This is a genomic window from Providencia sp. wls1922, assembly GCF_009706505.1.
Lineage (GTDB): Bacteria > Pseudomonadota > Gammaproteobacteria > Enterobacterales > Enterobacteriaceae > Providencia > Providencia lanzhouensis.
Genome location: NZ_WLUG01000100.1, coordinates 45,139 through 71,907 on the forward strand (window position 1 = coordinate 45,139; position 26,769 = coordinate 71,907).

At 42.5% G+C, this 26,769-nt stretch carries 22 protein-coding genes and 1 other RNA gene; 16 read left to right on the forward strand and 7 right to left on the reverse strand.

Translation table 11 applies throughout. The features are described from left to right. Nucleotides 1-8: 8 nt before the first annotated feature. Together ppdD and ampD are read right to left on the reverse strand one after the other, a co-directional pair. On the reverse strand, nucleotides 9-434 hold the full coding sequence (gene ppdD / locus GKR71_RS13735) for a prepilin peptidase-dependent pilin (protein ID WP_036951179.1): 426 nt from the start codon (nucleotides 432-434) through the stop codon (nucleotides 9-11). 295 nt (nucleotides 435-729) lie between these two features. After that, the gene (ampD, locus tag GKR71_RS13740) at nucleotides 730-1,266 is read right to left on the reverse strand and encodes a 1,6-anhydro-N-acetylmuramyl-L-alanine amidase AmpD (protein WP_036951244.1); all 537 of its coding nucleotides are present in this window, start codon (nucleotides 1,264-1,266) and stop codon (nucleotides 730-732) included. A gap of 101 nt (nucleotides 1,267-1,367) precedes the next feature. Between ampD and nadC the strand changes: the two genes are divergently transcribed. The 6 genes from nadC (at nucleotide 1,368) to acnB (ending at nucleotide 13,203) form a co-directional block, all read left to right on the forward strand. Further along, nucleotides 1,368-2,270, forward strand: coding sequence for a carboxylating nicotinate-nucleotide diphosphorylase (gene nadC, locus GKR71_RS13745; RefSeq protein ID WP_036951178.1), 903 nt, complete (start codon nucleotides 1,368-1,370; stop codon nucleotides 2,268-2,270). Between the two features lie 599 nt (nucleotides 2,271-2,869). Further along, nucleotides 2,870-3,652: a pyruvate dehydrogenase complex transcriptional repressor PdhR gene (gene pdhR / locus GKR71_RS13750; protein WP_036951176.1), complete on the forward strand. Its 783-nt coding sequence runs from the start codon at nucleotides 2,870-2,872 to the stop codon at nucleotides 3,650-3,652. Nucleotides 3,653-3,841: 189 nt separating this feature from the next. After that, nucleotides 3,842-6,508, forward strand: a complete 2,667-nt coding sequence (aceE, locus tag GKR71_RS13755; RefSeq protein WP_036951175.1) for a pyruvate dehydrogenase (acetyl-transferring), homodimeric type — start codon at nucleotides 3,842-3,844, stop codon at nucleotides 6,506-6,508. A 13-nt stretch (nucleotides 6,509-6,521) separates the two neighbouring features. After that, a complete protein-coding gene (gene aceF, locus GKR71_RS13760; protein WP_108478274.1) occupies nucleotides 6,522-8,387 on the forward strand; it encodes a pyruvate dehydrogenase complex dihydrolipoyllysine-residue acetyltransferase in 1,866 nt (621 codons plus the stop codon). A gap of 205 nt (nucleotides 8,388-8,592) precedes the next feature. Further along, entirely contained in the window at nucleotides 8,593-10,020 is a 1,428-nt protein-coding gene (gene lpdA / locus GKR71_RS13765) for a dihydrolipoyl dehydrogenase (RefSeq protein ID WP_036951171.1), read from the forward strand. Between the two features lie 585 nt (nucleotides 10,021-10,605). Then, the gene (acnB, locus tag GKR71_RS13770) at nucleotides 10,606-13,203 is read left to right on the forward strand and encodes a bifunctional aconitate hydratase 2/2-methylisocitrate dehydratase (protein ID WP_036951167.1); all 2,598 of its coding nucleotides are present in this window, start codon (nucleotides 10,606-10,608) and stop codon (nucleotides 13,201-13,203) included. Between the two features lie 110 nt (nucleotides 13,204-13,313). On the opposite strand, the gene GKR71_RS13775 is transcribed toward acnB, so the two are convergent. Continuing rightward, complete coding sequence (locus tag GKR71_RS13775) at nucleotides 13,314-13,691, reverse strand: VOC family protein (protein ID WP_036951165.1); 378 nt, start codon at nucleotides 13,689-13,691, stop codon at nucleotides 13,314-13,316. A 175-nt stretch (nucleotides 13,692-13,866) separates the two neighbouring features. Between GKR71_RS13775 and GKR71_RS13780 the strand changes: the two genes are divergently transcribed. The 4 genes from GKR71_RS13780 to GKR71_RS13795 all read left to right on the forward strand — a co-directional run bounded on the left by GKR71_RS13780 (nucleotide 13,867) and on the right by GKR71_RS13795 (nucleotide 16,936). Continuing rightward, a complete protein-coding gene (locus GKR71_RS13780; RefSeq protein ID WP_036951163.1) occupies nucleotides 13,867-14,232 on the forward strand; it encodes a YacL family protein in 366 nt (121 codons plus the stop codon). Nucleotides 14,233-14,384: 152 nt separating this feature from the next. Beyond that, nucleotides 14,385-15,257 carry a small-conductance mechanosensitive channel MscS gene (mscS, locus tag GKR71_RS13785; RefSeq protein ID WP_036951161.1) on the forward strand — a complete coding sequence of 291 codons (873 nt, stop codon included), beginning with the start codon at nucleotides 14,385-14,387 and terminating at the stop codon, nucleotides 15,255-15,257. 217 nt (nucleotides 15,258-15,474) lie between these two features. Continuing rightward, the gene (gene argO, locus GKR71_RS13790; protein WP_132495786.1) at nucleotides 15,475-16,092 is read left to right on the forward strand and encodes an arginine exporter ArgO; all 618 of its coding nucleotides are present in this window, start codon (nucleotides 15,475-15,477) and stop codon (nucleotides 16,090-16,092) included. A 115-nt stretch (nucleotides 16,093-16,207) separates the two neighbouring features. Further along, entirely contained in the window at nucleotides 16,208-16,936 is a 729-nt protein-coding gene (locus GKR71_RS13795) for an oxidative stress defense protein (RefSeq protein WP_230085086.1), read from the forward strand. Here GKR71_RS13795 and GKR71_RS13800 read toward each other — a convergent pair. Further along, on the reverse strand, nucleotides 16,926-17,846 hold the full coding sequence (locus tag GKR71_RS13800; RefSeq protein WP_036951157.1) for a LysR family transcriptional regulator ArgP: 921 nt from the start codon (nucleotides 17,844-17,846) through the stop codon (nucleotides 16,926-16,928). The genes GKR71_RS13795 and GKR71_RS13800 overlap by 11 nt on opposite strands. A 197-nt stretch (nucleotides 17,847-18,043) precedes the next feature. Between GKR71_RS13800 and rpiA the strand changes: the two genes are divergently transcribed. Next, the gene (gene rpiA / locus GKR71_RS13805; protein ID WP_108478272.1) at nucleotides 18,044-18,703 is read left to right on the forward strand and encodes a ribose-5-phosphate isomerase RpiA; all 660 of its coding nucleotides are present in this window, start codon (nucleotides 18,044-18,046) and stop codon (nucleotides 18,701-18,703) included. A 446-nt stretch (nucleotides 18,704-19,149) separates the two neighbouring features. Further along, nucleotides 19,150-20,400: a phosphoglycerate dehydrogenase gene (gene serA / locus GKR71_RS13810; protein WP_036951154.1), complete on the forward strand. Its 1,251-nt coding sequence runs from the start codon at nucleotides 19,150-19,152 to the stop codon at nucleotides 20,398-20,400. 50 nt (nucleotides 20,401-20,450) lie between these two features. Here the strand turns inward: serA and GKR71_RS13815 are convergent, their stop codons facing one another. The 3 genes from GKR71_RS13815 to zapA form a co-directional block, all read right to left on the reverse strand. Further along, nucleotides 20,451-21,053 carry a 5-formyltetrahydrofolate cyclo-ligase gene (locus tag GKR71_RS13815; protein ID WP_230082548.1) on the reverse strand — a complete coding sequence of 201 codons (603 nt, stop codon included), beginning with the start codon at nucleotides 21,051-21,053 and terminating at the stop codon, nucleotides 20,451-20,453. Nucleotides 21,054-21,184: 131 nt separating this feature from the next. Beyond that, a non-coding RNA gene (gene ssrS / locus GKR71_RS13820) (6S RNA) lies at nucleotides 21,185-21,367 on the reverse strand. A 110-nt stretch (nucleotides 21,368-21,477) separates the two neighbouring features. Then, entirely contained in the window at nucleotides 21,478-21,807 is a 330-nt protein-coding gene (gene zapA, locus GKR71_RS13825) for a cell division protein ZapA (protein WP_036951152.1), read from the reverse strand. A gap of 221 nt (nucleotides 21,808-22,028) precedes the next feature. On the opposite strand from zapA, the gene GKR71_RS13830 reads away from it, so the two are divergent. The 4 genes from GKR71_RS13830 (at nucleotide 22,029) to ubiI (ending at nucleotide 26,562) form a co-directional block, all read left to right on the forward strand. Next, nucleotides 22,029-22,607 carry a YecA/YgfB family protein gene (locus GKR71_RS13830; RefSeq protein WP_036951150.1) on the forward strand — a complete coding sequence of 193 codons (579 nt, stop codon included), beginning with the start codon at nucleotides 22,029-22,031 and terminating at the stop codon, nucleotides 22,605-22,607. Nucleotides 22,608-22,771: 164 nt separating this feature from the next. Beyond that, the gene (gene pepP, locus GKR71_RS13835; RefSeq protein WP_036951148.1) at nucleotides 22,772-24,094 is read left to right on the forward strand and encodes a Xaa-Pro aminopeptidase; all 1,323 of its coding nucleotides are present in this window, start codon (nucleotides 22,772-22,774) and stop codon (nucleotides 24,092-24,094) included. A gap of 37 nt (nucleotides 24,095-24,131) precedes the next feature. After that, a complete protein-coding gene (gene ubiH / locus GKR71_RS13840; protein WP_154634444.1) occupies nucleotides 24,132-25,310 on the forward strand; it encodes a 2-octaprenyl-6-methoxyphenyl hydroxylase in 1,179 nt (392 codons plus the stop codon). Between the two features lie 25 nt (nucleotides 25,311-25,335). Then, complete coding sequence (gene ubiI, locus GKR71_RS13845; protein ID WP_108478269.1) at nucleotides 25,336-26,562, forward strand: FAD-dependent 2-octaprenylphenol hydroxylase; 1,227 nt, start codon at nucleotides 25,336-25,338, stop codon at nucleotides 26,560-26,562. The last annotated feature ends 207 nt before the right edge of the window (nucleotides 26,563-26,769 follow it).

Genomic DNA, 26,769 nt, shown 5'->3' on the forward strand with positions numbered 1-26,769 from the left:
TCCCTTAATTAGAAGCTCAGTGTTTTTTCACAAAGTTTTTTTAGATCCGCATTAGTATCAGCTTGGCAACTGATACTCCATGAAAATGGCGATGTGGCTGTTGAGCTGGTAGGTGTCAATATACCCGTAAGGCCTGTTAAGGTTTTGTCTCCAACAAAGGTAATGACACCAGCTTTTGCATCAATCTGTTTTAGATACTTTCCTTTTATATTGCTCGGTATATCTTCTTTTCCTGAATTACATTTGGCTAAAAGACCTTGGTTAAAGCTGCACAGCTCTACGCTGTTTTTATAAGGCAAGATAGTTTGTAGTACATCGGTCATGGCTGCTTTTTGCATATAGCTTTGATAGCCCGGTATAGCAACGGCACTGAGTATTGAAATTATTGCGATAACAACCATTATTTCGATTAAGGAAAATCCTTTCTGATCCATAAGTAAAACCTCTCTGATAGTGTGAGGTTCCATCATAAAAGACATTTTTAGTGAAAATACGAATTGAAAATTCAGGTTACGAGTGGCTTTGTAAAGTGATCTTGCAAATGGTGGGTTGTCTCATTTTATTTCGAGCGCTCTCGCAAAAATATATCAAGAATATTTTTTCTAATAAAAATGAGTTTGTCAGATTGATATAAATAGAGGCACATCAGAAAGAGAGGCTAATGGGGTGGTTACCCTCATTAGCTAAGATAATAGATGGATAATTCATAAAATTATCAATTGGCAAAGCTTAGAGTGCGTTTTTATAGTGCTGCCAATCAAAGTAAGGACCTGGGTCAGTTTTTCGATGGGGAGCAATATCGCTATGACCTGTAATATTCTGTTTGATCTGAGGGAATTCAGTTATCAGTAACTTAGTGAGCTTGGCCAACGTTATATATTGAGCTTCGGTGAAAGCTTGATAATCCGTACCTTCAAGTTCAATACCAATAGAAAAGTCGTTACATTTTTCTCTCCCTTGATAATTAGATTGCCCTGCATGCCATGCGCGCTTGTTGAAAGGAACATATTGAATAATCTCTCCATCACGACGGATGAGGCAATGGGCTGAAACACGTAGATGTTTAATTTCTTCAAAAAAAGGGTGTTCTTCGGGATTTAAAGTACCGGTAAATAGTTGGTTAATATATGGACCACCAAACTGCCCTGGTGGAAGGCTGATATTATGAATGACGAGAAGTGAAGGTTCTTCGTCCTCTGGGCGGTCATCATGATGTGGGGAAGGGATATGAGTCACATTATTTAGCCAACCATCATGTATTTTCATATCAGTATCCATAGTATGCTCTTTTCTTTTTTGTAAGTACCCGTAATTAAGAAAGATTAGCATAGTTGAGATCCATACGGGTGCATATTTTGGAGTAAATAATGACTACACGACGCTATGATGAACAAGAAAGACGCAAACTGTTAATGGCAAGATTGATTACCGATATTCCTTTTATGGTCAGTGTTGCTTTAAAAGAAGATCTCGGTCAGATCGTTGATTATAAAAGGGATGTTACAGGGCAGCTATTAAATGAAGATTCCCAAGCTACAGCTCGAATTATTACTCGTGAAGAGGGGGTTTTTTGCGGGCAAAAATGGCTAGAAGAAGTTTTTTACCAACTCGGTAATAAAGTTAAGGTGAATTGGAAGGTTCAAGATGGCGATAAGGTTTCACCAAACCAAGTATTATGCGAGATGCGAGGACCTTCTCAAATTCTACTCACTGGTGAAAGAACAGCGTTGAATTTTGTACAAACTCTATCTTCGGTTTCCACTGTGACTGCAAAGTATGTGGCTTTTCTTGAAGGTACTCGAACTAAGTTATTAGATACTCGCAAAACTATCCCTGGTTTGCGGAGCGCATTAAAGTATGCAGTGCTCATGGGGGGCGGATATAATCACCGATTAGGTTTGTCTGATGCTTATCTAATCAAAGAAAATCATATTATTTCGGCAGGTTCTGTTTCCCAAGCAGTATCGCTTGCTCGCCAAGCACACCCAGATGTTCCTATCGAAGTAGAGGTCGAAAATCTAGAAGAGCTGCTACAAGCTCTCAAAGCTCAAGCGGATATTATTATGCTTGATAACTTTACGACTGACATGATGAAAGATGCCGTTGTTCTCACGGATGGCAAGGCTGCTTTAGAAGTATCAGGAAATGTGACAGATAAAACGATTAGAGAGTTTGCATTGACAGGTATTGATTTCATCTCAGTAGGCGCATTGACGAAACACATTCAGGCATTAGATCTCTCAATGCGATTCATTGAACCTGAAAGCTAGTCTGAGCTAATTTAGGCTGCTAGACCGAGAGGCTACAAAGATAAGGGGGATAGATTATACATCTCCCCCCTAAAAATGAATGACTATATAGATAGCGATTATATTTTGAACACTCTTTCATGATTATTGAATTGCACTGAATATTTACGGAATACTTTTTTACCATTGGTATGAAGTTTTCATTTGATTGATTGCGTAAGTGTATTTTTGTTAATTATGAATTTAACAAATTATTAACCATGTTCAGGGCATTTTTTTGTAAAAATGTACGCAATGTTTACTTTTTGGATGGTTATTCAATTATTGTGATTTTTTATTCTAAAATTGGTAAGCTGTAACGGTTCAGTTTTGGTTTCATTGGCATAAAAAGTCATATTTTTTGTTAAATTTGTGTGTTGTTTAATCAAGGCTTGGTTATTAATTAATGCTTTTTTTAAAATAAACCGTTAAAACTTGCAGGATTTTATGATTTAGCTCAAGGTCTTTATGGACAGATAGTGAATACTTTGTTACTTTATTAAGCCATAAAATAATTGGTATGACCAATTAACACTGGGTACTAGATAATCAATAATTACTCACTATAAAAATGGCAGATTATGACTTACGGTAAAATTCGCCAACCAAAGTTATCAGATGTAATCGAGCAGCGGCTTGAGCATCTCATATTCGAGGGGACTTTACGCCCCGGCGAAAAGCTGCCTCCTGAACGTGAACTTGCTAAGCAATTTGATGTCTCAAGACCATCAGTGCGTGAAGCTATTCAAACCTTAGAGGCCAAAGGTCTTCTATCTCGTCGTCAAGGTGGTGGCACATTTGTACAAAAACAGATGTGGCAAAGTTTTAGTGACCCATTGACCGAATTACTTGCTGGTAACCCAGAATCTCAATTAGATCTTCTTGAAACGCGCCATGCATTAGAAGGCATTGCTGCTTACTATGCGGCATTACGTGGTACGGAAGAAGATTTAGAGCGTATTCGCCAAAGCTATGAATTGATTAAATCAGCTCAGAAAAGTGGTGATCTTAACGCGGAATCAGATGCGGTATTACAGTATCAACTGATTGTAACGGAAGCTGCTCATAATGTAGTGCTGTTACATTTGCTACGCTGCATGATCCCTATGTTAGAGCAAAATATCCGCCAGAATTTTGAGTTCCTATATACCCGAAAAGAGATGTACAACGCAGTAAGCGAGCATAGAGAACAGATTTTTTCTGCTATTGTCGCAAGGGAACCGGAAAAAGCGAGAGAAGCGTCTCATCGACATCTTGCTTTTATTGAAGATTTGCTGCTGGACATTGGCCGTGAGCAAACTCGCCGAGAGCGTTCATTACGTCGCTTACAGCAACATCCAGATCTAGATCAGCTTCAAAGCTAGACCAGATTTAAAATTGGTAGTGTAGATCCTGACTGCTGCGTCTACATTACTGTGAGTACTCTTAATTAGAGATAAAGCGGCAACTACATTAGGGCCTATCTTCCTGCTGTTTTCATTAACATGAAGAAAATGGCAGGAAGATAGGCTCCACATAACCATATAAAATAGATAACAGATAAGGAATACACCATGTCAGATATGTTAAAAAATGACGTGGATCCGATTGAAACTCGCGACTGGCTACAGGCGATTGAATCGGTCATCCGTGAAGAAGGTGTTGATCGTGCACAGTTTATTATCGAACAGGTATTAAGCGAAGCACGTAAAGGCGGTGTTAACATTGCCGCTGGTGCATCTGGTAGTTCTGATTATATCAACACAATTGCTGTTGAAGATGAACCTGCATACCCTGGTAACATGGATTTAGAACGCCGTATCCGTTCTGCAATTCGCTGGAACGCTGTAATGACCGTTCTGCGTGCATCTAAAAAGGATTTAGAACTGGGTGGTCATATGGCATCATTCCAGTCTTCCGCAACTTTATATGAAGTTTGCTTCAACCACTTCTTCCGTGCTCATAACAATAATGACGGTGGTGATTTAGTCTTCTTCCAAGGTCATATCTCCCCTGGTATCTATGCGCGTGCATTCTTAGAAGGCCGCTTAACTGAAGAACAGATGAATAACTTCCGTCAAGAAATTGGTGGGAATGGTCTGTCTTCTTATCCGCACCCTAAATTAATGCCTGACTTCTGGCAGTTCCCAACCGTATCGATGGGTCTGGGGCCAATCAATGCTATCTACCAAGCTAAATTCTTAAAATATTTGGATAACCGCGGCCTGAAAGATACTTCAGCACAGCGTGTTTATGCGTTCTTAGGTGATGGTGAGATGGATGAGCCAGAATCTAAAGGTGCAATTACTATCGCAACTCGCGATAAGTTAGATAACTTAGTCTTCGTTATTAACTGTAACCTGCAACGTCTTGATGGCCCAGTAACAGGTAACGGTAAAATCGTTAACGAATTAGAAGGCATCTTCAGTGGTGCTGGTTGGCAAGTTATCAAAGTTATGTGGGGCGACCGTTGGGATGAACTGCTGCGTAAAGATACAACCGGCAAACTGGTTCAATTGATGAACGAAACCCTTGACGGTGACTATCAAACATTTAAATCACGCGATGGTGCATACGTACGTGAACACTTCTTCAACCGTTATCCAGAAACGGCTGCATTAGTGAAAGATATGACTGATGACGAAATTTGGGCGCTGAACCGTGGTGGTCACGATCCGAAGAAAGTATATGCAGCATTTAAAAAAGCACAAGAAACCAAGGGCAAACCAACTGTTATTTTAGCTCAAACCATCAAAGGCTATGGTATGGGTGAAACAGCAGAAGGTAAAAACATTGCTCACCAAGTTAAGAAAATGAACATGGACGGCGTTCGCCACTTCCGTGATCAGTTCAATGTGCCAGTTGCTGATGATCAAATCGAAAAACTGCCATTAATCACTTTCGATAAAGATTCTGAAGAATACAAATATCTGCACGAACGTCGCCAAGCTCTGGGTGGTTACTTACCAGCTCGTCGCGCTAAATTTGATGAAAAACTGGAAATTCCAGCTCTGTCAGATTTTAGTCAATTACTGGAAGAACAATCTAAAGAGATTTCAACAACAATTGCATTCGTTCGCGCACTGAATGTCATGTTGAAAAACAACTCAATCAAAGAGCGTTTAGTACCAATTATCGCTGACGAAGCACGTACTTTCGGTATGGAAGGTCTATTCCGTCAAATTGGTATCTATAGCCCGAAAGGTCAGCAATATACACCGCAAGATCGTGAGCAAGTTGCTTACTATAAAGAAGACTCTAAAGGTCAGATCCTGCAAGAAGGTATCAACGAACTGGGCGCAGGTTCTTCATGGTTAGCGGCTGCAACATCATACAGCACTAACAACCTGCCTATGATCCCATTCTATATCTACTACTCTATGTTTGGTTTCCAACGTATTGGTGACTTAATGTGGGCAGCAGGTGACCAACAAGCTCGTGGCTTCCTGATTGGTGGTACTTCTGGTCGTACAACACTAAACGGTGAAGGCTTACAGCACGAAGATGGTCATAGCCATATTCAATCACTGACTATCCCTAACTGTATTTCTTATGACCCAGCTTACGCTTACGAAGTTGCGGTTATCATGCAAGACGGTTTAGAGCGTATGTATGGTGAGAAACAAGAGAACGTGTACTATTACATCACGACTCTGAACGAAAACTATCACATGCACGCAATGCCGGAAGGCGTTGAAGAAGGTATCCGTAAAGGTATCTATAAACTGGCTTCAGTTGAAGGGAGCAAAGGTAAAGTGCAGTTATTAGGTTCTGGTTCTATGATGCGCCACGTTCGTGAAGCTGCCGATATCTTGGCTGCGGAATACGGAATTGGTTCTGACGTATACAGCGTAACCTCATTCACTGAATTGGCGCGTGATGGTCAAGACTGTGAGCGTTGGAACATGCTGCACCCATCAGCAACGCCACGTGTACCTTATGTAGCGCAAGTTATGAATGATGCACCAGCTGTTGCATCGACTGACTACATGAAACTGTTTGCTGAGCAAATCCGTACTTATGTTCCAGCCAGTGAGTACCGTGTATTAGGTACTGACGGTTTCGGTCGTTCTGATAGCCGTGAGAACCTACGTCACCACTTCGAAGTGGATACAACGTATGTCATCGTTGCAGCGTTAGGTGAATTGGCTAAACGTGGTGAGATTGATGTTAAAGTCGTTGAAGAAGCGATTAAAAAATACAACATCAACCCAGATAAAGTTAACCCACGTTTGGCATAAGAGGTAATAATCAATGTCTATTGAAATCCAAGTGCCAGATATCGGTGCTGATGAAGTTGAAGTCACCGAAGTAATGGTAAAAGTTGGTGATAAAGTAGAAGCAGAGCAATCGCTCATCACTGTTGAAGGTGATAAAGCTTCTATGGAAGTCCCATCTCCACAAGCGGGTGTGGTTAAAGAGATTAAAATTGCAGTGGGTGACAAAGTTACTACTGGTAAATTAATCATGATTTTTGATTCAGCAGAAGGTGCATCTGCACCAGCAGCAGCGCCTGCGGCTCCAGTGGCGGCACCAGCTGCTCCTGCTACTGCAGCACTGAAAGAAGTTGCTGTACCAGACATCGGTGGTGATGAAGTTGAAGTCACTGAGATCATGGTTAAAGTAGGTGATGCAATCACGGCTGAACAATCTCTGATTACCGTTGAAGGCGATAAAGCGTCAATGGAAGTACCGGCACCATTCGCAGGTACAGTTAAAGAGATTAAGATTGCGACTGGCGATAAAGTGAAAACTGGCTCGCTGATCATGGTATTCGAAGTTGCAGGCGCAGCGCCTGCGGCAGCGGTTTCTGCTCCAGCAGCATCCGCTGTGGCACCAGCAGCAGCGGCAATCAAAGACGTTAACGTACCAGATATCGGTGGTGATGAAGTTGAAGTTACCGAAGTAATGGTAAAAGTTGGCGACACCGTAACTGCTGAACAATCTTTAATCACCGTTGAAGGCGACAAAGCATCAATGGAAGTACCGGCACCATTCGCAGGTACAGTTAAAGAGATTAAGATTGCGACTGGCGATAAAGTCAAAACTGGCTCCCTGATTATGACTTTTGAAGTTGCGGGTGCAGCACCTGCACCTACAGCAGCTCCTGCTTCTGCACCAGTTGCAGCTCCAGCAGCCGCGCCAGTAGCCTCTGCGCCAGCTAAAGCAGCTGATAGCAAAAATGAATTTGTTGAGAACGATGCGTATATTCACGCAACACCAGTAATTCGTCGTTTAGCTCGCGAATTTGGCGTGAACTTAGCGAAAGTGAAAGGTACTGGCCGTAAAGGTCGTATCTTACGTGAAGACGTTCAAGCTTACGTTAAAGATGCAATTAAACGTGCAGAAGCACCAGCAGCAGCTGGCGGTGGTTTACCGGGTATGCTTCCATGGCCGAAAATTGATTACAGCAAATTTGGTGAAGTTGAAGAAGTTGAGCTGGGTCGCATCCAGAAAATTTCTGGCGCTAACCTGAGCCGTAACTGGGTCATGATCCCGCACGTAACTCTGATGGAAGAAGTGGATACCACTGAAGTTGAAGAGTTCCGTAAACAGCAGAACAAAGAAGCTGAGAAGAAAAAACTGGATGTGAAAATCACGCCACTGGTCTTCGTGATGAAAGCAGTTGCTCGTGCTTTGGAAGAAATGCCACGCTTCAACAGCTCTATTTCAGAAGATGCACAGCGTCTGTTCCTGAAAAAATATATCAACATCGGTATCGCTGTAGATACACCAAATGGCTTAGTTGTTCCTGTTTTCAAAGATGTGAACAAAAAAGGCATTATGGAGTTATCTCGTGAGCTGGGTGAAGTGTCTAAGAAAGCACGTGCAGGCAAACTGACCGCCGCTGACATGCAAGGTGGTTGCTTCACTATTTCTAGCTTAGGTGGTATCGGAACTACCGGTTTTGCACCGATTGTGAATGCACCAGAAGTGGCAATTATGGGTCTATCTCGCTCTTCTATCAAACCAGTTTGGAATGGTAGCGAGTTTGTTCCACGCCTAATGCTGCCTATGTCTCTGTCATTTGACCACCGTGTGATTGATGGTGCTGATGGTGCGCGCTTCATCACTTTAGTTGGACAACTGATGAGCGATATTCGCCGCCTGGTAATGTAACTAATAAGACCGGTCAATTGACCGGTCTGTTTTATTTAGGCTGGGGCAGAGTTTTTCGCTGTTGCAACGAAAGGTTGGGAGTTACGTCACGTATTCAGCCTTTTCAGGATGTTAACAATTCTGTAAACTGCTTGCGGTGTGTACTTTACCAGTGGAAAATTCGTTTATTCGGCGGCCCCGCTGGACAAAACAAAAAGAGGTCATGATGAGTACTGAAATTAAAGCCCAAGTCGTTGTGCTTGGTGCAGGCCCAGCAGGTTATTCTGCGGCATTCCGTTGCGCTGACTTAGGTTTAGAAACTGTTTTGGTAGAACGTTACTCAACTCTTGGTGGAGTTTGTTTAAACGTTGGTTGTATCCCTTCTAAAGCATTACTGCACGTTGCTAAAGTTATCGAAGAAGCTAAAGCATTAGCTGAACATGGTATCGTATTTGGCGAGCCAAAAACTGACATTTCCAAAGTTCGTCTGTGGAAAGAAAAAGTGATTACTCAATTGACTGGCGGCTTAGCGGGTATGGCGAAAGGCCGTAAAGTTAACGTAGTTAACGGTCTGGGTAAATTTACTGGTGCGAATACACTGGTTGTTGAAGGCGAAAACGGCAGCACCACTATCAACTTTGATAATGCGATCATTGCTGCGGGTTCACGTCCAATTCAGTTACCATTTATTCCTCATGAAGATCCACGTATTTGGGATTCAACAGATGCATTAGAACTGCAAGAAGTTCCAGAGCGTCTACTGGTAATGGGTGGTGGTATCATCGGTCTTGAGATGGGTACTGTATACCATGCACTGGGTTCACAAATTGATGTGGTTGAAATGTTTGACCAAGTTATCCCAGCTGCGGATAAAGACGTGGTTAAAGTATTCACTAAGCAAATCAGCAAGAAATTCAACTTACTGTTAGAAACTAAAGTGACTGCTGTTGAAGCGAAAGAAGATGGTATCTACGTTTCAATGGAAGGTAAAAAAGCACCGGCTGAACCACAACGTTATGACGCTGTGTTAGTTGCTATCGGTCGCGTACCTAACGGTAAGAACTTAGACGCAGGTAAAGCTGGCGTTGAAGTTGATGATCGTGGTTTCATCCATGTTGATAAACAAATGCGTACAAACGTACCGCACATCTTTGCTATCGGTGACATCGTTGGTCAACCAATGCTGGCTCACAAAGGTGTTCACGAAGGTCACGTTGCAGCAGAAGTTATCTCTGGTCTGAAACACTACTTCGATCCTAAAGTGATTCCATCAATCGCTTATACTGAGCCAGAAGTTGCTTGGGTTGGTTTAACTGAGAAAGAAGCGAAAGAGAAAAACATCAGCTACGAAACAGCAACATTCCCATGGGCTGCATCAGGTCGTGCAATCGCATCTGACTGTTCTGAAGGTATGACTAAGCTGATTTTTGACAAGCAATCTAACCGTATTATCGGTGGTGCGGTTGTTGGTGTTAACGGTGGTGAATTACTGGGCGAAATCGGTTTGGCAATCGAAATGGGCTGTGATGCTGAAGATTTAGCATTAACCATCCATGCTCACCCGACACTGTATGAATCAATTGGTATGGCGGCAGAGATCTACGAAGGTAGCATCACTGACTTACCAAACGCGAAAGCGAAAAAGAAAAAATAATTTTCTTTTTTAGCAAAAAATAAGCGAATTGAAGACCAAAGCAGAAATGTTTTGGTCTTTTTTATTTCAATGAAGAAAACGATATCAATTTATATTTTCCTTAATTATCTTATCCTAAACCTGCATTGCTCCAACGCCAATAAACCCCATAAAATCCGTTAAAAAATTTTAAACCAATCGCAATGATTTGCCTTATCAATTAGTCAGATAAGTAAAAATGAGTTATTAAATATAATTTGTGATAAGGGATGAAAAAAGGCACTAATTAGAGTGCTTTCAGCCATGAAATGGATTATAAAAAGTAGGGTCTTAATGGATGTTTATAATGGATTATGATGTTTCAAGCTTAAAAATTGCCCTATAAAGTTTGTTAATGGGTTAAGTTAGCAGAAGAATGTTACTTTCTTGTGAATGAATTAACATTACGTTTAAATTCTGCTATGCTGATTGCCCGAAGCTGGACATAATTTTATCGCCATTGAGATTATGTGAGCAAATTCCTCTGACCTGGCACCGGATGATAATTTTTTTCAGGATGGTGCAGACAGCCGGGTATATAAATAACAAAGAAGCGAGGAGAACGTCGTGCTAGAAGAATACCGTAAGCACGTAGCCGAGCGTGCCGCTCAAGGGATTGTCCCTAAGCCATTAGATGCGTCACAAGTAGCTGCACTAGTCGAGTTACTGAAAAACCCACCCAAAGGTGAAGAAGATTTCTTGTTAGACCTGCTGACCAACCGTGTTCCACCGGGCGTCGATGAAGCAGCGTACGTTAAAGCTGGATTTTTAGCCGCGATCGCAAAAGGCGAAACATCCTCCCCTCTGATCTCCCCTGAAAAAGCTATTGAACTGCTTGGTACCATGCAGGGCGGATACAATATTCACGCACTAATCGAAGCTCTTGATGATGCCAAATTGGCAGCCATCGCAGCGAAAGCACTTTCCCATACTTTACTCATGTTCGATAACTTCTACGATGTCGAAGAAAAAGCGAAAGCGGGAAATGCACATGCTAAGCAAGTGATTGAATCATGGGCGAATGCCGATTGGTTCAACGAACGTCCTGAATTAGCTGAAAAAATGACAGTGACTGTATTTAAAGTGACTGGCGAAACAAACACCGATGATTTATCTCCTGCACCAGATGCATGGTCGCGCCCAGATATCCCTCTGCATGCTTTAGCAATGCTGAAAAACGCGCGTGATGGTATCGTTCCTGATGAAGCAGGTAGCGTAGGTCCAATTAAACAGATCGAAGAACTGAATAAAAAAGGTTTCCCGCTGGCTTATGTGGGTGACGTTGTCGGTACGGGTTCTTCTCGTAAATCAGCAACAAACTCTGTTTTATGGTTTATGGGCGATGATATTCCATTCGTGCCTAACAAACGTGGCGGCGGCGTGGTGCTGGGCGGTAAAATTGCCCCTATCTTCTTTAACACAATGGAAGATGCGGGTGCACTGCCAATTGAAGTGGATGTATCAAAGCTGAATATGGGCGATGTGATTGATATCTATCCATATAAAGGTGAAGTTCGTAATCACGAAACTAACGAATTGTTAGAAACATTCGAATTAAAAACGGATGTGTTAATCGACGAAGTTCGTGCTGGTGGTCGTATTCCTCTGATTATCGGTCGTGGCTTAACCACAAAAGCACGCGAAGCATTAGGTTTAGGTGCAACGGATATGTTCCGTCTTGCAAAACCTGTTGCACAAAGCAATCGTGGTTACTCACTAGCACAAAAAATGGTCGGTCGTGCATGCGGTCGCCAAGGTATTCGCCCAGGCGAATACTGTGAACCTAAAATGACGTCTGTCGGTTCTCAAGATACTACGGGTCCAATGACGCGTGATGAGCTGAAAGACTTAGCGTGTTTAGGATTCTCTGCAGATTTAGTCATGCAGTCATTCTGTCACACGGCAGCTTATCCAAAACCTGTCGATGTTACCACGCACCATACGCTGCCTGATTTTATTATGAATCGTGGTGGGGTTTCTCTACGTCCGGGCGACGGTATCATTCACTCTTGGTTAAACCGTATGCTATTGCCAGATACTGTTGGTACTGGTGGTGACTCACATACCCGTTTCCCAATTGGTATCTCATTCCCAGCAGGTTCTGGTTTAGTGGCTTTTGCCGCAGCAACCGGTGTTATGCCTCTAGATATGCCAGAATCTGTATTAGTTCGCTTCAAAGGACAAATGCAGCCGGGTATCACATTACGTGACCTTGTTCATGCTATTCCACTGTATGCGATTAAAGATGGCTTACTGACTGTTGAGAAAAAAGGTAAGAAAAACATTTTCTCTGGTCGTATTCTGGAAATTGAAGGCCTTCCTGAGCTGAAAGTTGAGCAAGCATTTGAATTAGCGGATGCATCAGCCGAGCGTTCTGCAGCGGGCTGTACTATCAAACTGGACAAAGCGCCAATCATCGAATACCTGCAATCTAACATCGTCCTATTGAAATGGATGATCGCAGAAGGTTACGGCGACCGTCGTACCATTGAGCGTCGTATCAAAGGTATGGAAAACTGGTTAGCGAACCCTGAGTTACTTGAAGGCGATGCCGATGCAGAATATGCCGCAGTGATTGAAATTGATCTTAATGAGATCAAGGAACCAATTCTGTGTGCACCAAATGACCCAGATGATGCGCGCTTACTGTCTGATGTTCAGAATGAAAAAATCGATGAAGTATTCATTGGTTCTTGCATGACTAACATTGGTCATTTCCGTGCGGCAGGTAAGCTGCTGGATTCCCATAAAGGTCAATTACCAACTCGCCTGTGGGTTGCGCCACCAACCAAGATGGATGCAGCGCAATTAACTGAAGAAGGTTATTACAGCGTATTTGGTAAGAGCGGAGCGCGTATCGAAGTCCCAGGTTGTTCACTGTGTATGGGTAACCAAGCACGCGTGGCTGATGGTGCGACAGTCGTTTCTACATCGACTCGTAACTTCCCTAACCGTTTAGGTACAGGGGCGAATGTGTATCTGGCATCCGCAGAGTTAGCCGCAGTTGCTTCTCTGTTAGGTCGCTTACCAACGCCAGCTGAGTACCAACAGTTTATGAATAAAGTCGACGAGACTGCGGAAGATACATACCGCTATCTGAACTTTGACCGACTGGATCAGTACACTGAAAAAGCCGATGGTGTGATTTTCCAAACTGCTGTTTAATCAGCAGTAGATAGAATCATACTGACTTAACCCCAAGAATTGAGAATTCAATTTTTGGGGTTTTTTCTATCTTGCTTTTAGCAAAGAATACGAATATAGCTAGGTGAGCGTTAAAGATATTGTGAAATTTCAATCAAATTCAAATCAGGATCTCTGATATACAAAGAGATAATCTTACCGATAGCACCAGTTCGTTGTACTGGCCCCTCTATAATTTTCACACCTTGCTGCTCAATGTGCTTTTGAACTGCTATTAGTGGCATATCACTGATAAAGCAGAGATCTAACGATCCTGGAACAGGCAAATGTGCCTTAGGTTCAAACTCTTTCCCATATTGGTGAATGTTTATCTTTTGCTGACCAAATTGCAGGGCAAAACGTTGTTCACCGAAGGTGATCACAGACATCTTTAAAATACGTTGGTAAAAATCAAGGCAGGCATCAAGATCTGTGGTGGTTAAGACTAAATGGTCTAATCGATTAATCATTAACGTTCCTATTACCGAGTTGGGGAGTGTGTATCAATCTTAATCGAATAAATATATTTATGCAGCGTAATAGTCACGACCATTAATTTTTTCTGACAGCCCGTAATAGCGCTAAGCAAACCCGCTTGACTCGCGTTATACTTAATTCAAAGACGCAAAGTGTGAGGTATTGCATATGGACTACCAATTCTTAAAGGATATTACAGGAAGTATTACCGCTAAATTTTCAATGGATCATGAAGCTATCGGTTACTGGTTAAATGAGGAAATTAAAAATGATCTCAGTTTACTGGATACCATCGCAGAAAATTATGAACTGATTAAAGGCAGTGAAAAGCAATGGGAGTTTATTGGTCACGAATACACACTTATTCTTGATGATGAGGAAGTGATGATCCGTGCGAACCAATTAGCTTTTGAGACGGATGGGTTAGAAGAAGGCATGAGTTACTATGATAATGAAAGTATTGCCTTTTGCGGTGTAAATGACTTTTTCGACATGTTGGATGACTACCGTGAGTTTGTTATCGAAAATCGATAAATAGCATTTTATTTATCGATTAATTTTATATTTTGATAATTTATAGCTATTATTTTAAGCGTGTTATTCAATTATTTACTAATAGTTTCCAAGGTTATTAATTGAATTGAGCGAGTTTTCCTAGTCTAAATTTGATCGAAAAGGATATACATATGAATACTGATGATGTTACAGGCGCATTGAATGATGCAACAAATTGGTTTGTGGCAAATCAGGATCTGCTAGTCCAGTATGTCGTCAATATCGTTTCCGCACTTGTTATTTTAATTGTGGGTTTGATGATTGCTAAATGGGTTAGCCGTGGTTTGAATCGCGTGATGACAATGAGAGGAATTGACTCCACTGTTAGCGAATTCTTATCTGCTATTGCTCGCTATACCATTGTGGCATTTACCCTAATTGCTGTGCTGGGCAAAATTGGCGTACAAACTGCCTCTGTCATCGCGGTAATGGGTGCCGCCGGTTTAGCGGTTGGTTTAGCATTACAAAATTCATTAGGTAACTTTGCTGCGGGCGTTCTGCTGGTGGTATTCAGACCATTAAAAGCGGGTGAGTTTGTTAAGATTGGTGCGATTGACGGTACAGTACAAAGCGTGCAAATTTTCTCAACTACATTGAGAACGGCAGATGACCGTATTGTGGTGATCCCAAACGGTAAAATTATTGGTGACAGCATCATTAACGTGACTCGTGAGCCGCTTCGTCGCCAAGATATTATGGTCGGTGTTGCTTACAATTCTGATATTGATGTGGTTAAAAAAGTATTGGGTGATATCGTTGCTGCTGACTCGCGCATTCTGCACGATAAAGGCGTGACTATCCGTTTAAATGAAATGGCACCATCTTCATTAAACTATTTAGTGCGTTTCTGGACAACGAATGGCGATACTTGGCCAGTTTATTGGGATTTAATGGAAAACTTTAAGCGTGCTCTTGATAAGCACAATATTGGTATTCCATTCCCGCAAATGGATGTTCATCTTCACCAAGTTAATACCAGCGCAAAAAATATTTCTGCTGAATAAGTATTAACGTATTTATCTTTAAAAATGGCGCGATCTAAAAGTTGCGCCATTTTTATTTGCACTTTGTCCTTAACTTCATCCTGACTTTTCATCATTTCGTTATTGCCAATCCTGATTAGCTCTACTTATGGTCCATTAGAGTTAATCGTTTTCACTAATAATTTTTTCTGGATATCATTCTTTGCAGATAATCTGAATAATTATTAGGAAAAATTGCATGTTTACGATTTATTTTCAGGGGGCTCTGCTTGGGGCTGCAATGATATTGCCCTTGGGGCCACAAAATGCGTTTGTGTTACAACAAGGTAGTCGCAAACAGTTTCATTTAATGAGTGCATTATTATGCGCGCTAAGTGACACGATTTTAATTATTGCTGGTGTATTTGGCGGTAGTGCGCTATTAAGCCAGTCTGAGTTATTGATGGCGTTAATTACATGGGCTGGGGTCGCTTTCCTAGCGTGGTATGGCTATGGTGCGTTTCGTACCGCCATGACCCCAGATGATGAGGTCTTACAGCTAGAAAGTAAAACGATGACACGCTGGAAAGTGATTGTGACTTTATTTGCGGTCACTTGGCTTAACCCTCATGTGTATTTAGATACGTTTGTGGTGTTAGGTAGTGTGGGTGGGCAATTAGAAAGCCAATTACGCCCATGGTTTACAGCAGGGGCCTTAACGGCTTCATTCGTGTGGTTTTTCTTATTAGCCATGTTAGCCGCTTGGTTTTCTCCTATACTGAATAAACCACGCTCTCAGCGTTTTATTAACCTGTTTGTCGGTTGTGTCATGTGGTTTATTGCATTTAAACTCGCGATGCATGGTCTGGGTTATTAATTAGCATTATTCTGAATCGCAGTTTGCGCTGAATATGATAATGTGAACCTTAATCAAAGGAAGTTTGTGATGAACTTCCTTTTTCTTGTAGAGAAAAATACCATTGGGAGGTTCTGTGAAATTGAAATCTATCGTTGTTGCTGCCCTGCTGGCAGGTCTTGCGGTACCAACCATGTCATTGGCAAGCGCCGCACCAGAGGGGCCGCATATTTCGACATCAGCAAGTGGTGCTGTGAAAGTGGCGCCAGATATGGCCACGCTGAGCATTAATGTGCAAGTAACCAATAAAGATGCCGCTGCTGCGAAAACCGCCGTTGATAAGCGTGTTGCTGAATACTATGAATTTCTAAAGAAAAATGGCATTGAAAAGCAAGATATTGAAGCTGCCAATGTGCGTACGCAACCAAATTATGATTATAGTTCGTCTGCGAAAGCATCCTTAAAAGGCTATACCGCGACAAGAACTGTTGAAGTGAAAGTGAGAAAACTGGATCAACTGAATGTTCTACTCGATGGTGCATTAGCGGTAGGATTGAATGAAATTAATTCAGTCCAATTTGGCGTGAATGATCCGCAGAAATATCGTAATGCTGCGCGTGACCAAGCAATGAAGAATGCTCAACAGCAGGCTGAAGCGTTGGCGAAAGGGTTTAATGCCCAGTTAGGACCGATTTACAGCATTAATTACAATGCTCCATCAGATGTGCCATACCCAATGGCGATGCGTAGCCGTGGCGGTTCATTGAAAGCCGCTGCTCAAGATCTCAATGTTGATGAGACCTATGAGCAACAAAGTATTGATTTTAATGACCAAGTCGATGTGGTTTTTGAAATTAAGCGTTAATTTCAGCCGCAATTTCATCATCTTGTTTTAGCATCTGGCGTCCTGTTTTTAGCAGGGCGTCAGTCACTTTCTTCATTGTGCGGCTTTCTGGCGCAAAACGATGCCAATAAAGCATACGGCGCTGGCACAACCCCGGTGTTAAATCGATTAGTTCACCATTTTCTAATTCGCTGGCAATCTGCAAGTGTGGGATCATACAGCATGTTGAGCCCTGTTTTGCTAGCTGCACAAACGCTTCCGATGAGTTAACGATATGGCAAGGGACACTACCTGGCGATAGACCAAAGTTTTGTTGTACAAAGGCTTGGTGCATATCATCTAAGTGGTCAAAAGCCACGGCAGGCGCTTTTAGTAGCGATGCGCGAGTTACACCTTCAGGGAAATATTTAGCCGCAAAGCCAGGAGATGCCACGAAAATATAGTCCAGAGCACCCAGTTTATCGACTAAACAGCCCGGTAGCGCTTGTGGCTGAATACTGATAGCACCGACTACTTCACCGCGTCTTAAACGTTCCTGGGTACGAGTTTCATCTTCCACTTGAATATTCAAGCGAATAGGGGTGTTGCCCAGAACTGGATTCAATGCAGGTAAGAACCAGGTTGCCAAGCTATCGGCGTTGACCGCTAAGGAGAGCAATAATGGGGTAGAGCCGCTGTTTTCATCTCCAAGCCACTGTTCTTCGAGTAATTCTACTTGATGAAGCAGCGCTAGCAGTTTTTGACCTTGTTCAGTCGGATGTGGCGGAACGGTGCGCACGAGTAAAGGCTGACCAAAAAGGTTTTCTAACTGTTTGATTCGTTGAGAAACCGCAGATTGGGTGATACACAATTTTTGTGCTGCTCGTTCAAATCCGCGTTCACGAATGACGGCATCCAGTGCTTGCAAGGCGCGATAATCAGGGCGCTTCATCAAAAACTCTCCTTCTTGTTATTCTGCCAATCACTATGCCATATTTTTAGGGATAACACTTGCAAATATTCCTAAAGGGTATTTTTCATAAGAAGTAGTGCACAATCCCTAATAACAATACTGCAACTTGCTGGGTGTCCGGTATATACTATTGAGCATCTACTTAATGACTCATTATTTCAGTATAAGGCTCTCGCATGACTCAGGATGAATTAAAAAAAGCAGTAGGTTGGGCAGCATTAGAATATGTTAGACCAGGCACCATTGTTGGTGTTGGTACGGGGTCTACTGCCTCTCATTTTATTGATGCATTAGCAACAATGAAGGGGCAAATCGAAGGCGCAGTCTCTAGCTCTGAAGCATCAACGCAAAAATTAAAATCCTTGGGTATTCCCGTTTTTGACTGTAATAGCGTGGATTCATTAGATGTTTATGTTGATGGTGCTGACGAAGTTGACGGTAATATGAACATGATCAAAGGCGGTGGTGCAGCGTTAACCCGTGAAAAAATCGTGTCTGCCATTGCTAAAACATTCGTGTGTATCGTAGACCAATCTAAGCTGGTGGGCGTACTGGGCAAATTCCCTCTACCAGTGGAAGTGATCCCAATGGCGCGTAGCTATGTGGCTCGTGAGCTAGTCAAACTGGGTGGTCAGCCGGTTTACCGTGAAAACGTGGTGACGGATAACGGCAACGTTATTTTAGATGTTCACAATTTAGAAATTCTCGACCCAGTCGCATTAGAAAATAAAATCAATGGCATTGCTGGTGTCGTAACAGTCGGGTTATTTGCTAACCGTGGTGCGGATGTTGTGCTGATGGGAACGGCTGATGGCGTAAAAACCATTAAGTTGTAATTAATCAGAATGTAATGATAAGCCAGTGGCTTTTTGAGTTCACTGGCTTATTTTGTTTTTGATTAGCGTGTTTTTAACTAAATAGTTTGATGGTTAATGACTTTTGTAAATATCATCAACATGAAAATTATTTAAATTTTTTTTACCTTCCGTTATTTTGGTGATATATCTCACACAAATGCCCATTGGGTGGGCAAAATGCTTATTTTGTGTTACCGCTCTAGATTTTCCACCACATAACTTCTTTTTCATCACACTTTTTAGCAGAGTCTAAGCAATCGTTTGTATTGCTACTGCGCTGAATTTTGCTATGTTGGTATTCTCGTTTTATTTCAAGGTGCATGTGAGGGGGCTGGAGTGCCTTAATTTCATGGCGTGCATCTCGAATTATTTTGAGTTCATACGAAATTCATCGGTCAAAAATTAAGTACGATAGGGTAGGGTAAATGGTCAAGGTATCTTTGCAGAAAGACAAAATTAAATTTTTACTGCTTGAAGGTGTTCACCAAAGTGCTGTGGATAACCTCAAAGCAGCGGGTTACACCAATATCGAATATCACAAAAGTGCGCTGTCGGACGAAGAATTAAAAGAAGCGATTAAAGATGCACGTTTTGTGGGGATCCGCTCCCGTACTCATTTGACGGAAGAGATCTTTGCCGCAGCAGAAAAATTGGTGGCTGTGGGATGTTTCTGTATTGGAACCAACCAAGTTGATCTCGATGCTGCAGCGAAGCGCGGTATTCCTGTCTTTAATGCACCATTCTCCAACACCCGTTCCGTGGCGGAAATGGTATTAGGTCAGTTATTACTTCTGTTACGTCGTATTCCTGAAGCGAATATGCAAGCACACCGCGGGATCTGGGAAAAACAAGCGAAAGGCTGCTTTGAAGCTCGTGGCAAACGCTTAGGTATTGTCGGTTATGGTCATATCGGTACACAGTTAGGGATCTTAGCTGAAGGTATCGGTATGGATGTTTACTTCTATGATATCGAAAACAAATTGCCATTAGGTAACGCAACTCAAGTTCGTTCATTACCAGAATTATTAAAAATGAGCGATGTGGTGAGCTTACATGTGCCTGAAACGGCCAGCACGAAAAACATGTTTGGCGAAGTGCAGTTTGAGCAAATGAAGCAAGGTGCGATTTTCATCAACGCATCACGCGGTACTGTTGTTGATATTCCTGCATTAAGTTCAGCGTTAGAAAGCAAGAAATTATCAGGTGCAGCGGTTGACGTTTTCCCAACGGAACCAGCAGCAAACAACGATCCTAATGACCCATTCATTTCTGAGTTGATTAAATTCGATAACGTTATTCTGACTCCACATATCGGTGGTTCAACGGAAGAAGCGCAAGAAAATATTGGCTTAGAAGTGGCAAGTAAACTGGCAAAATACTCAGATAACGGTTCAACATTATCTGCGGTTAACTTCCCTGAAGTTTCGCTGCCAGTGCATATGGATGATACTAACCGTTTACTGCACATTCATGAAAACCGCCCTGGTATCATGAACAGTATCAACCAAGTGTTTACTGAAAATAACATTAACGTGGTTGGGCAATACTTGCGAACCTCGGGGAATGTGGGCTATGTGGTTATTGATGTGTTGACGCAGTCACCAAGCCAAGCGGATGAAGTATTACTGAAATTAAAATCTCTACCAGGCACCATCCGTGCTCGTCTGCTGTTCTAATCAGTCGATGCATTAAAAACATTTCATTAAAAGCACAGTGGCGTTGGTATCTACCAGCGCCATATTTTTTTCGGAGTAATAATTTCTGGTAATGGAATATCCCAGTGCGCGACAGGTAAATCTTCAACTAACTGACAATCATGGGCGAGTCCAATAGGATAAAAGCCAGTTTGTTGCCAATTTGCCAATGTTCTATCATAAAATCCGCCTCCCATTCCTAACCGTTGCCCTTGGCTATCAAAAGCTACCAGCGGGATCATCATAATATCCAGTCGCTCGATAGGTAATACATCTAATACATTCAATTGTGGCTCTTCAATATTAAATTTATTTTTTACTAAGGTAGTCTTCGGCGTGTAGTGCAAAAATAATAGGTGGTGAGGATCAAAAGGGTGAATAACGGGAAGATAAACTTGTTTACCGTGATCCCAAAGGGCTTGGATTAATGGACGTGTATTAATTTCACCATCGAACGAAAGAAATAGGGCGATAGTTTTAGCCTGTGCGACTTTTGGGTGATTAAGTGTGTGGGCGATAATGCGTTGTGCCGCATCATCTTGAACTTCAGGCGTCAGTTCCCGTCTGGTAGCTCGAATAGATTTACGGATTTGCTGACGTAGTGAAGATAGCGTATCTGACATAACCATTTCCATAAATCATATTCCTAATATCAAGTTGATAACTCGTGGAAAAATTTACAAAATAGTATATCGCAAGGAATACGTAATTTTTAGTGTGGGTTTGAGATTTTGTGCAAAGAATACAGTGCAGACTAAATAGAAGGGAGGTCTCCAAGATGCCGTTGTAGGCTGTAACCCTTGAACCCTTGGTTCAAGGTGAACGCAGTTTAGCAACCTTTAGGCTTCCTGAGCGAATCAGGCATGCTCACCAGCGCAATAACCACATTCTGTTTGGTATGAAATATCGGCTCAGGGGACTTACCCACTGACGCGCATCTCAGAGAAATTTGTTTTGAGAACTTTCGTTACTCAGTGACTTCATTGTACGAAATTAGAGTGTAAATGCAACCTAATTTTTCGTTTTATTATTTTACTAGTGATTGATTAATAAGCATATTTACTCTAGGGGCAATACCTGCCTCTCAGTGATTTTCACCTGATCGTGCAACGCTTGTTCAATCGTCTGCTGCAATACTTTTATTTTCTCTTCCATATTATAAGCATAATCGCGCGTTTTTGTCTTTTCTTGTGCTAATTCGTGACAGACGTTCAATGCGACAATGAAAATAAGTTGTTCAGTGTTAGTGACACCGCTTCGGTCTTTTAACGTTTTTAAGCGTTCTTCTAATTCTTTTGCTGACTCTAAGAGCGCTTCTTTTTGTTCTATTGGGCAATTAACGCGCATAGAGCGCCCAAAAATCTGAATATCAACGGGTTGTGCGGACATGATACCTCCATACTAAAATCTTTTTCGCCAATAAAAGTAGGACATTTGGCGTAAATGTTGTTAATTTTTGCATAGCTTATGCTTAGATAGGCATTGGCGATATATTACTAGTTTAGAATAAAAATAAGCTAATAATAACTCAGACAAAAAAAGCAGACTGGTCTAGCGGCTATCCTTGGTGGTAGCATATCACGAATCCCAAGCTAACATGACGAATTCAGATGTCTATACAAAAATCTTTACCTAACTATGAATCGTTGGACAACTTACTCCAACAGCACTCAATCGCACTCACTGCCGCCGAGATCCATGGTTTAATAACCGGACTGATTTGTGGAGGAAGCCGTGACCTCGGTTGGCAAACCCTTGTTCATGATCTAGCAAATGACGGACTTGCGTTTCCGCAAACCGTTTCACAACCGCTGCGTGAACTGTATGACCTCACATTTGAAGCATTAGATGACACCGAATTTGCATTCAATATGCTATTTCCGGATGAAGACGCTTCTGTGTTTGACCATGCGGACGCACTAGCTGGCTGGGTTAACCACTTCTTACTTGGCATTGGTGTTGCTCAACCTAAACTGACTGATAAAAAAGAGATTAGTGAAGTAATTACTGATCTACGTAACATCGGTATGCTTGGTTATGATGAAGAAGAAGACCAAGAAGAGTTAGAGCAAGCATTAGAAGAAGTTGTTGAATATGTGAGAGTTGCCGTTCAACTGTGTTATATCGCATTGGCTGAGCCGAAAAAAGGCCCAACCGCTGTTGAGAATATCAAGCCCGTTCTTCACTAATCTATAATATTAGGTAGCGACCCACTAACTGTAGGCTTTCTGCATTGTCAGTCACCTACGGTTAAGGAACGGATTTACCTAATTTGAACTGATTGCCGTTTGATTTTTAGCTAATTATCAAACAAGCAACCAATCTAAAACCCAAATAATAAGGCAATAACGGTATGAATAAGCAGGAATTTATTTCTCGTCGTAATGCATTATTGGCTCAAATGGCGCCAGCAAGTGCTGCTATTATTTTTTCAGCACCTGAAGCACAACGTAATGCGGATTGCGAATATCCGTATCGCCAGCACAGTGATTTTCTATATCTGACTGGATTTAGTGAGCCAGAAGCGGTTTTAGTTTTAATAAAAAGTGACGAGAAACATAGCCACACCGTGCTATTCAACCGTGTTCGCGATCTTACCGCAGAAATTTGGTTTGGGCGTCGCTTAGGACAAGATGCTGCACCAGAAAAATTAGGTATTGATAAAGCGCTGCCATTCGATGAAATCGTTGACCAGCTTTATCAATTACTCAATGGTCTCGATGTGGTTTATCACGCTCAAGGTGAATTTGATTACGCGGATAAACTGGTTTTCGGTGCATTGGATGTTCTGCGTCGAGGAAGCCGTCGCAACTTAAAAGCCCCTCGCACGCTCATTGACTGGCGTCCAATGGTGCACGAAATGCGCCTATTTAAGTCGGATGCAGAAATGGCCGTCATGCGCAAAGCGGGTGAAATTTCGGCATTAGCCCATATTCGTGCAATGGAAACTTGCCGCCCGAATATGTATGAATACCAACTCTGTGGTGAGATTGAGTATGAATTTACTCGCCATGGTGCGCGTTTCCCATCTTATAACACCATCGTCGGTAGTGGCGAAAACGCCTGCATTTTGCACTACACAGAAAATGAATGTGCGATGAAAGATGGGGACTTAGTCCTAATTGATGCCGGTGCAGAGTTAGAAGGTTACGCAGGGGATATCACCCGAACTTTCCCTGTGAACGGAAAATTCACCAAAGAACAGCGTGAAATATACGATATCGTGCTTCAATCTATTAACACCGCATTAGAACTTTACCGCCCAGGCACCAGTATCCACGAAGTGACTCGTCAAATTGTTCGCATTAAAACAGAAGGCTTAGTGAAATTAGGCATTTTGCAGGGTGACGTCGAACAATTGATCGAAAACAAAGCGTATCATCCATTTTTTATGCATGGTTTAAGCCATTGGCTGGGCTTAGATGTTCATGATGTCGGTTTTTACGGTGTAGAAAGAGACCGCATTTTAGAGCCGGGCATGGTGCTAACCATTGAACCAGGATTATATATTGCGCCAGATGCTGACGTACCGCCTCAATACCGTGGTATCGGCGTACGTATCGAAGACGACATTCTTATCACTGAAGATGGGAATGAAAACTTAACGGCGATGGTCGTTAAAGATCCTGATGAAATTGAAGCGTTAATGGCGGCGGCTAAAAAACGCTTAGGTTAAGCAGTAAAAAGTAATAATAGAAGGTAATTAACAACCTATGAATGTGATTATTGTTGGGGGAGGAATGGCTGGCGCGACATTGGCACTGGCAATTTCATCACTCAGTCGAGGACGTGTTTCGGTATCACTAATCGAAGCATCTCAACCGGATAACCAGCATCCGGGCTTTGATGCACGAGCGATTGCGTTAGCGCACGGCACTTGCCAGTACCTATCGTCGATTGGTGTTTGGTCTGCATTTGCTGATTGCGTTACCCCCATTAATCACGTTCATGTGTCCGATAGAGGGCATGCAGGGTTTGTTAATATTCATGCTGAAGATCACCAAATCGCTGAATTGGGTAATGTGATCGAATTGCATGAAGCAGGTGCTCGTTTATTTTCACTGTTACGTAAAGCACCCGGCGTTACACTTTATTGTCCTGCTAAAGTGGAGCATGTTGAGCGTACAGTGGACAACGTGACTGTCACGTTAGACAGCGGTGAGCAAATCACGGGCAGTTTATTAGTGGCGGCGGATGGTAGCCGTTCTGCGATTGGTCAAGCTTGCAATATGCAATGGCAGCAAGATGATTATGGACAAGTGGCAATTATTGCTAATGTGAAAACATCGATTGACCCCGCAGGGCGTGCCTTCGAACGCTTTACTGAATTTGGTCCTTTGGCATTATTACCTATGTCCGAAGGGCGTAGCTCGTTAGTTTGGTGTCATCGCCAAGAACATGCTGACGATATTAATGCGTGGGATGATGAAACCTTTATTCGCAAATTACAGCAAGCATTTGGCTGGCGTTTAGGGGAAATAACCCAAGCTGGTAAACGTAATTGTTACCCATTAGTGTTAAGAAAAGCGGTGAATCCTGTCAGTCACCGTGTTGCGTTGGTGGGAAATGCAGCGCAAACATTACACCCAATTGCAGGGCAAGGTTTCAACCTTGGGATCCGTGATGTCATGCAATTAGCTGAGTTAGTCGTCAATGCTCATGATAATCAGCAAGATATTGGCAGTTATTCATTGCTAAGTCAGTACCAACAAACCCGATTAGCCGATCGAGAAAAAACAGTCACCATGACCGATGGTCTGGTGCGCTTATTTGCTAATCGTTGCTTCCCATTAATTGTGGGGCGTAATTTAGGTCTGATGGCGATGGAGATGTTGCCGCCTGTTCGTGATGTTTTAGCCCGCCAAACCCTTGGCTGGGTCGCACATAAATAACCACAAAACTAAGAGGAATAAAAATATGCAATCGTTTGATGTGGTTATCGCCGGTGGTGGTATGGTTGGACTCGCACTGGCATGTGGACTCGAAGGCAGTGGTTTACGTGTGGCGGTCGTTGAAAACCATCCACCTAAAACGCCATTCTCTGCTAACGATCCCCATGCGCTACGCGTGTCGGCAATCAATGCCGCCAGTGAAAAATTATTGACTCATTTAGATGTATGGTCAGCAATCAAAGGGATGCGTGCTGCCGCCTATAGCGGGATGGAAGTGTGGGATAACCACAGTTTCGGTCGTATTGCTTTTTCTGCTAAAGACCAAAATCTCTCGCATTTAGGTCATATCGTTGAAAACAATGTGGTGCGCGATGCCTTATGGCAAAAAGCCAGCCAATTGCGTGATGTAACTTTACTGGCCCCTGCAACCATCAAGAAGGTGGTATGGGGAGAAAATGACGTTTTCATCACGTTAGATGATGAAAATATGCTGACGGCTCGCTTGATAGTCGGGGCTGACGGCGCAAATTCATGGCTGCGTAGTCATGCAGATATTCCGCTCACTTTCTGGGATTATGAACATACCGCACTGGTAGCAACTATTCGAACCGAACGTTCCCATGAAGGTATTGCTCGCCAAGCTTTTAATGGGGAAGGCATCCTCGCGTTCTTACCGCTAAGCGACCCGCACTTATGTTCGATTGTTTGGTCTCAGCCAAACTTAGCCGCTGCGCGTCGTCAAGATTTAGATAAGTTAGAATTTGAGAAAGAATTGACCGTCGCATTTGATGTTAATTTAGGTTTTTGCCAATTAGAAAGCGACCGTTTAACTATCCCATTAACCGGACGTTATGCGCGTCAGTTTGCGGCGCAGCGTTTAGCGCTACTCGGGGATGCGGCTCACACCATTCATCCTTTGGCGGGCCAAGGGGTGAATCTTGGTTTTATGGACGTCGCTATGCTGATTGGTGAAATCAGAAGGCTACATCGTGAAGGCAAAGATTTTGGTCAATATTTCTATTTGCGTGATTATGAACGTAGCCGCAAGCACAGCGCAGCGGTGATGTTAGCGGGAATGCAAGGTTTCCGTGAACTGTTTGATGGCAACAACCCTGCGAAGAAATTGCTGCGAGATATTGGTCTTGTTTTAGCTGACAGTTTACCGGGTGTTAAGCCTCAACTACTAAACCACGCGATGGGCTTATCGGATATGCCAAAATGGCTAAAGCAACTACCGACTAATAACGCTTAATTCCGTCTGAATTTTCTCTTCCAAATAACCTGAGTGTTTAATTTTAAATACTCAGGTTTTTTATTTCTCTTTCCATTTTGTTCGCAACCAGTCTTGCCTAGCAATAGCTGAGAAAAACTAATTTACCCATGATTTCGGATTAGTTTTTCTAATTTATGTGTTTTTCTGAATTTGTCCACATTTTTGGGTTAAGTCTCAATTACGATG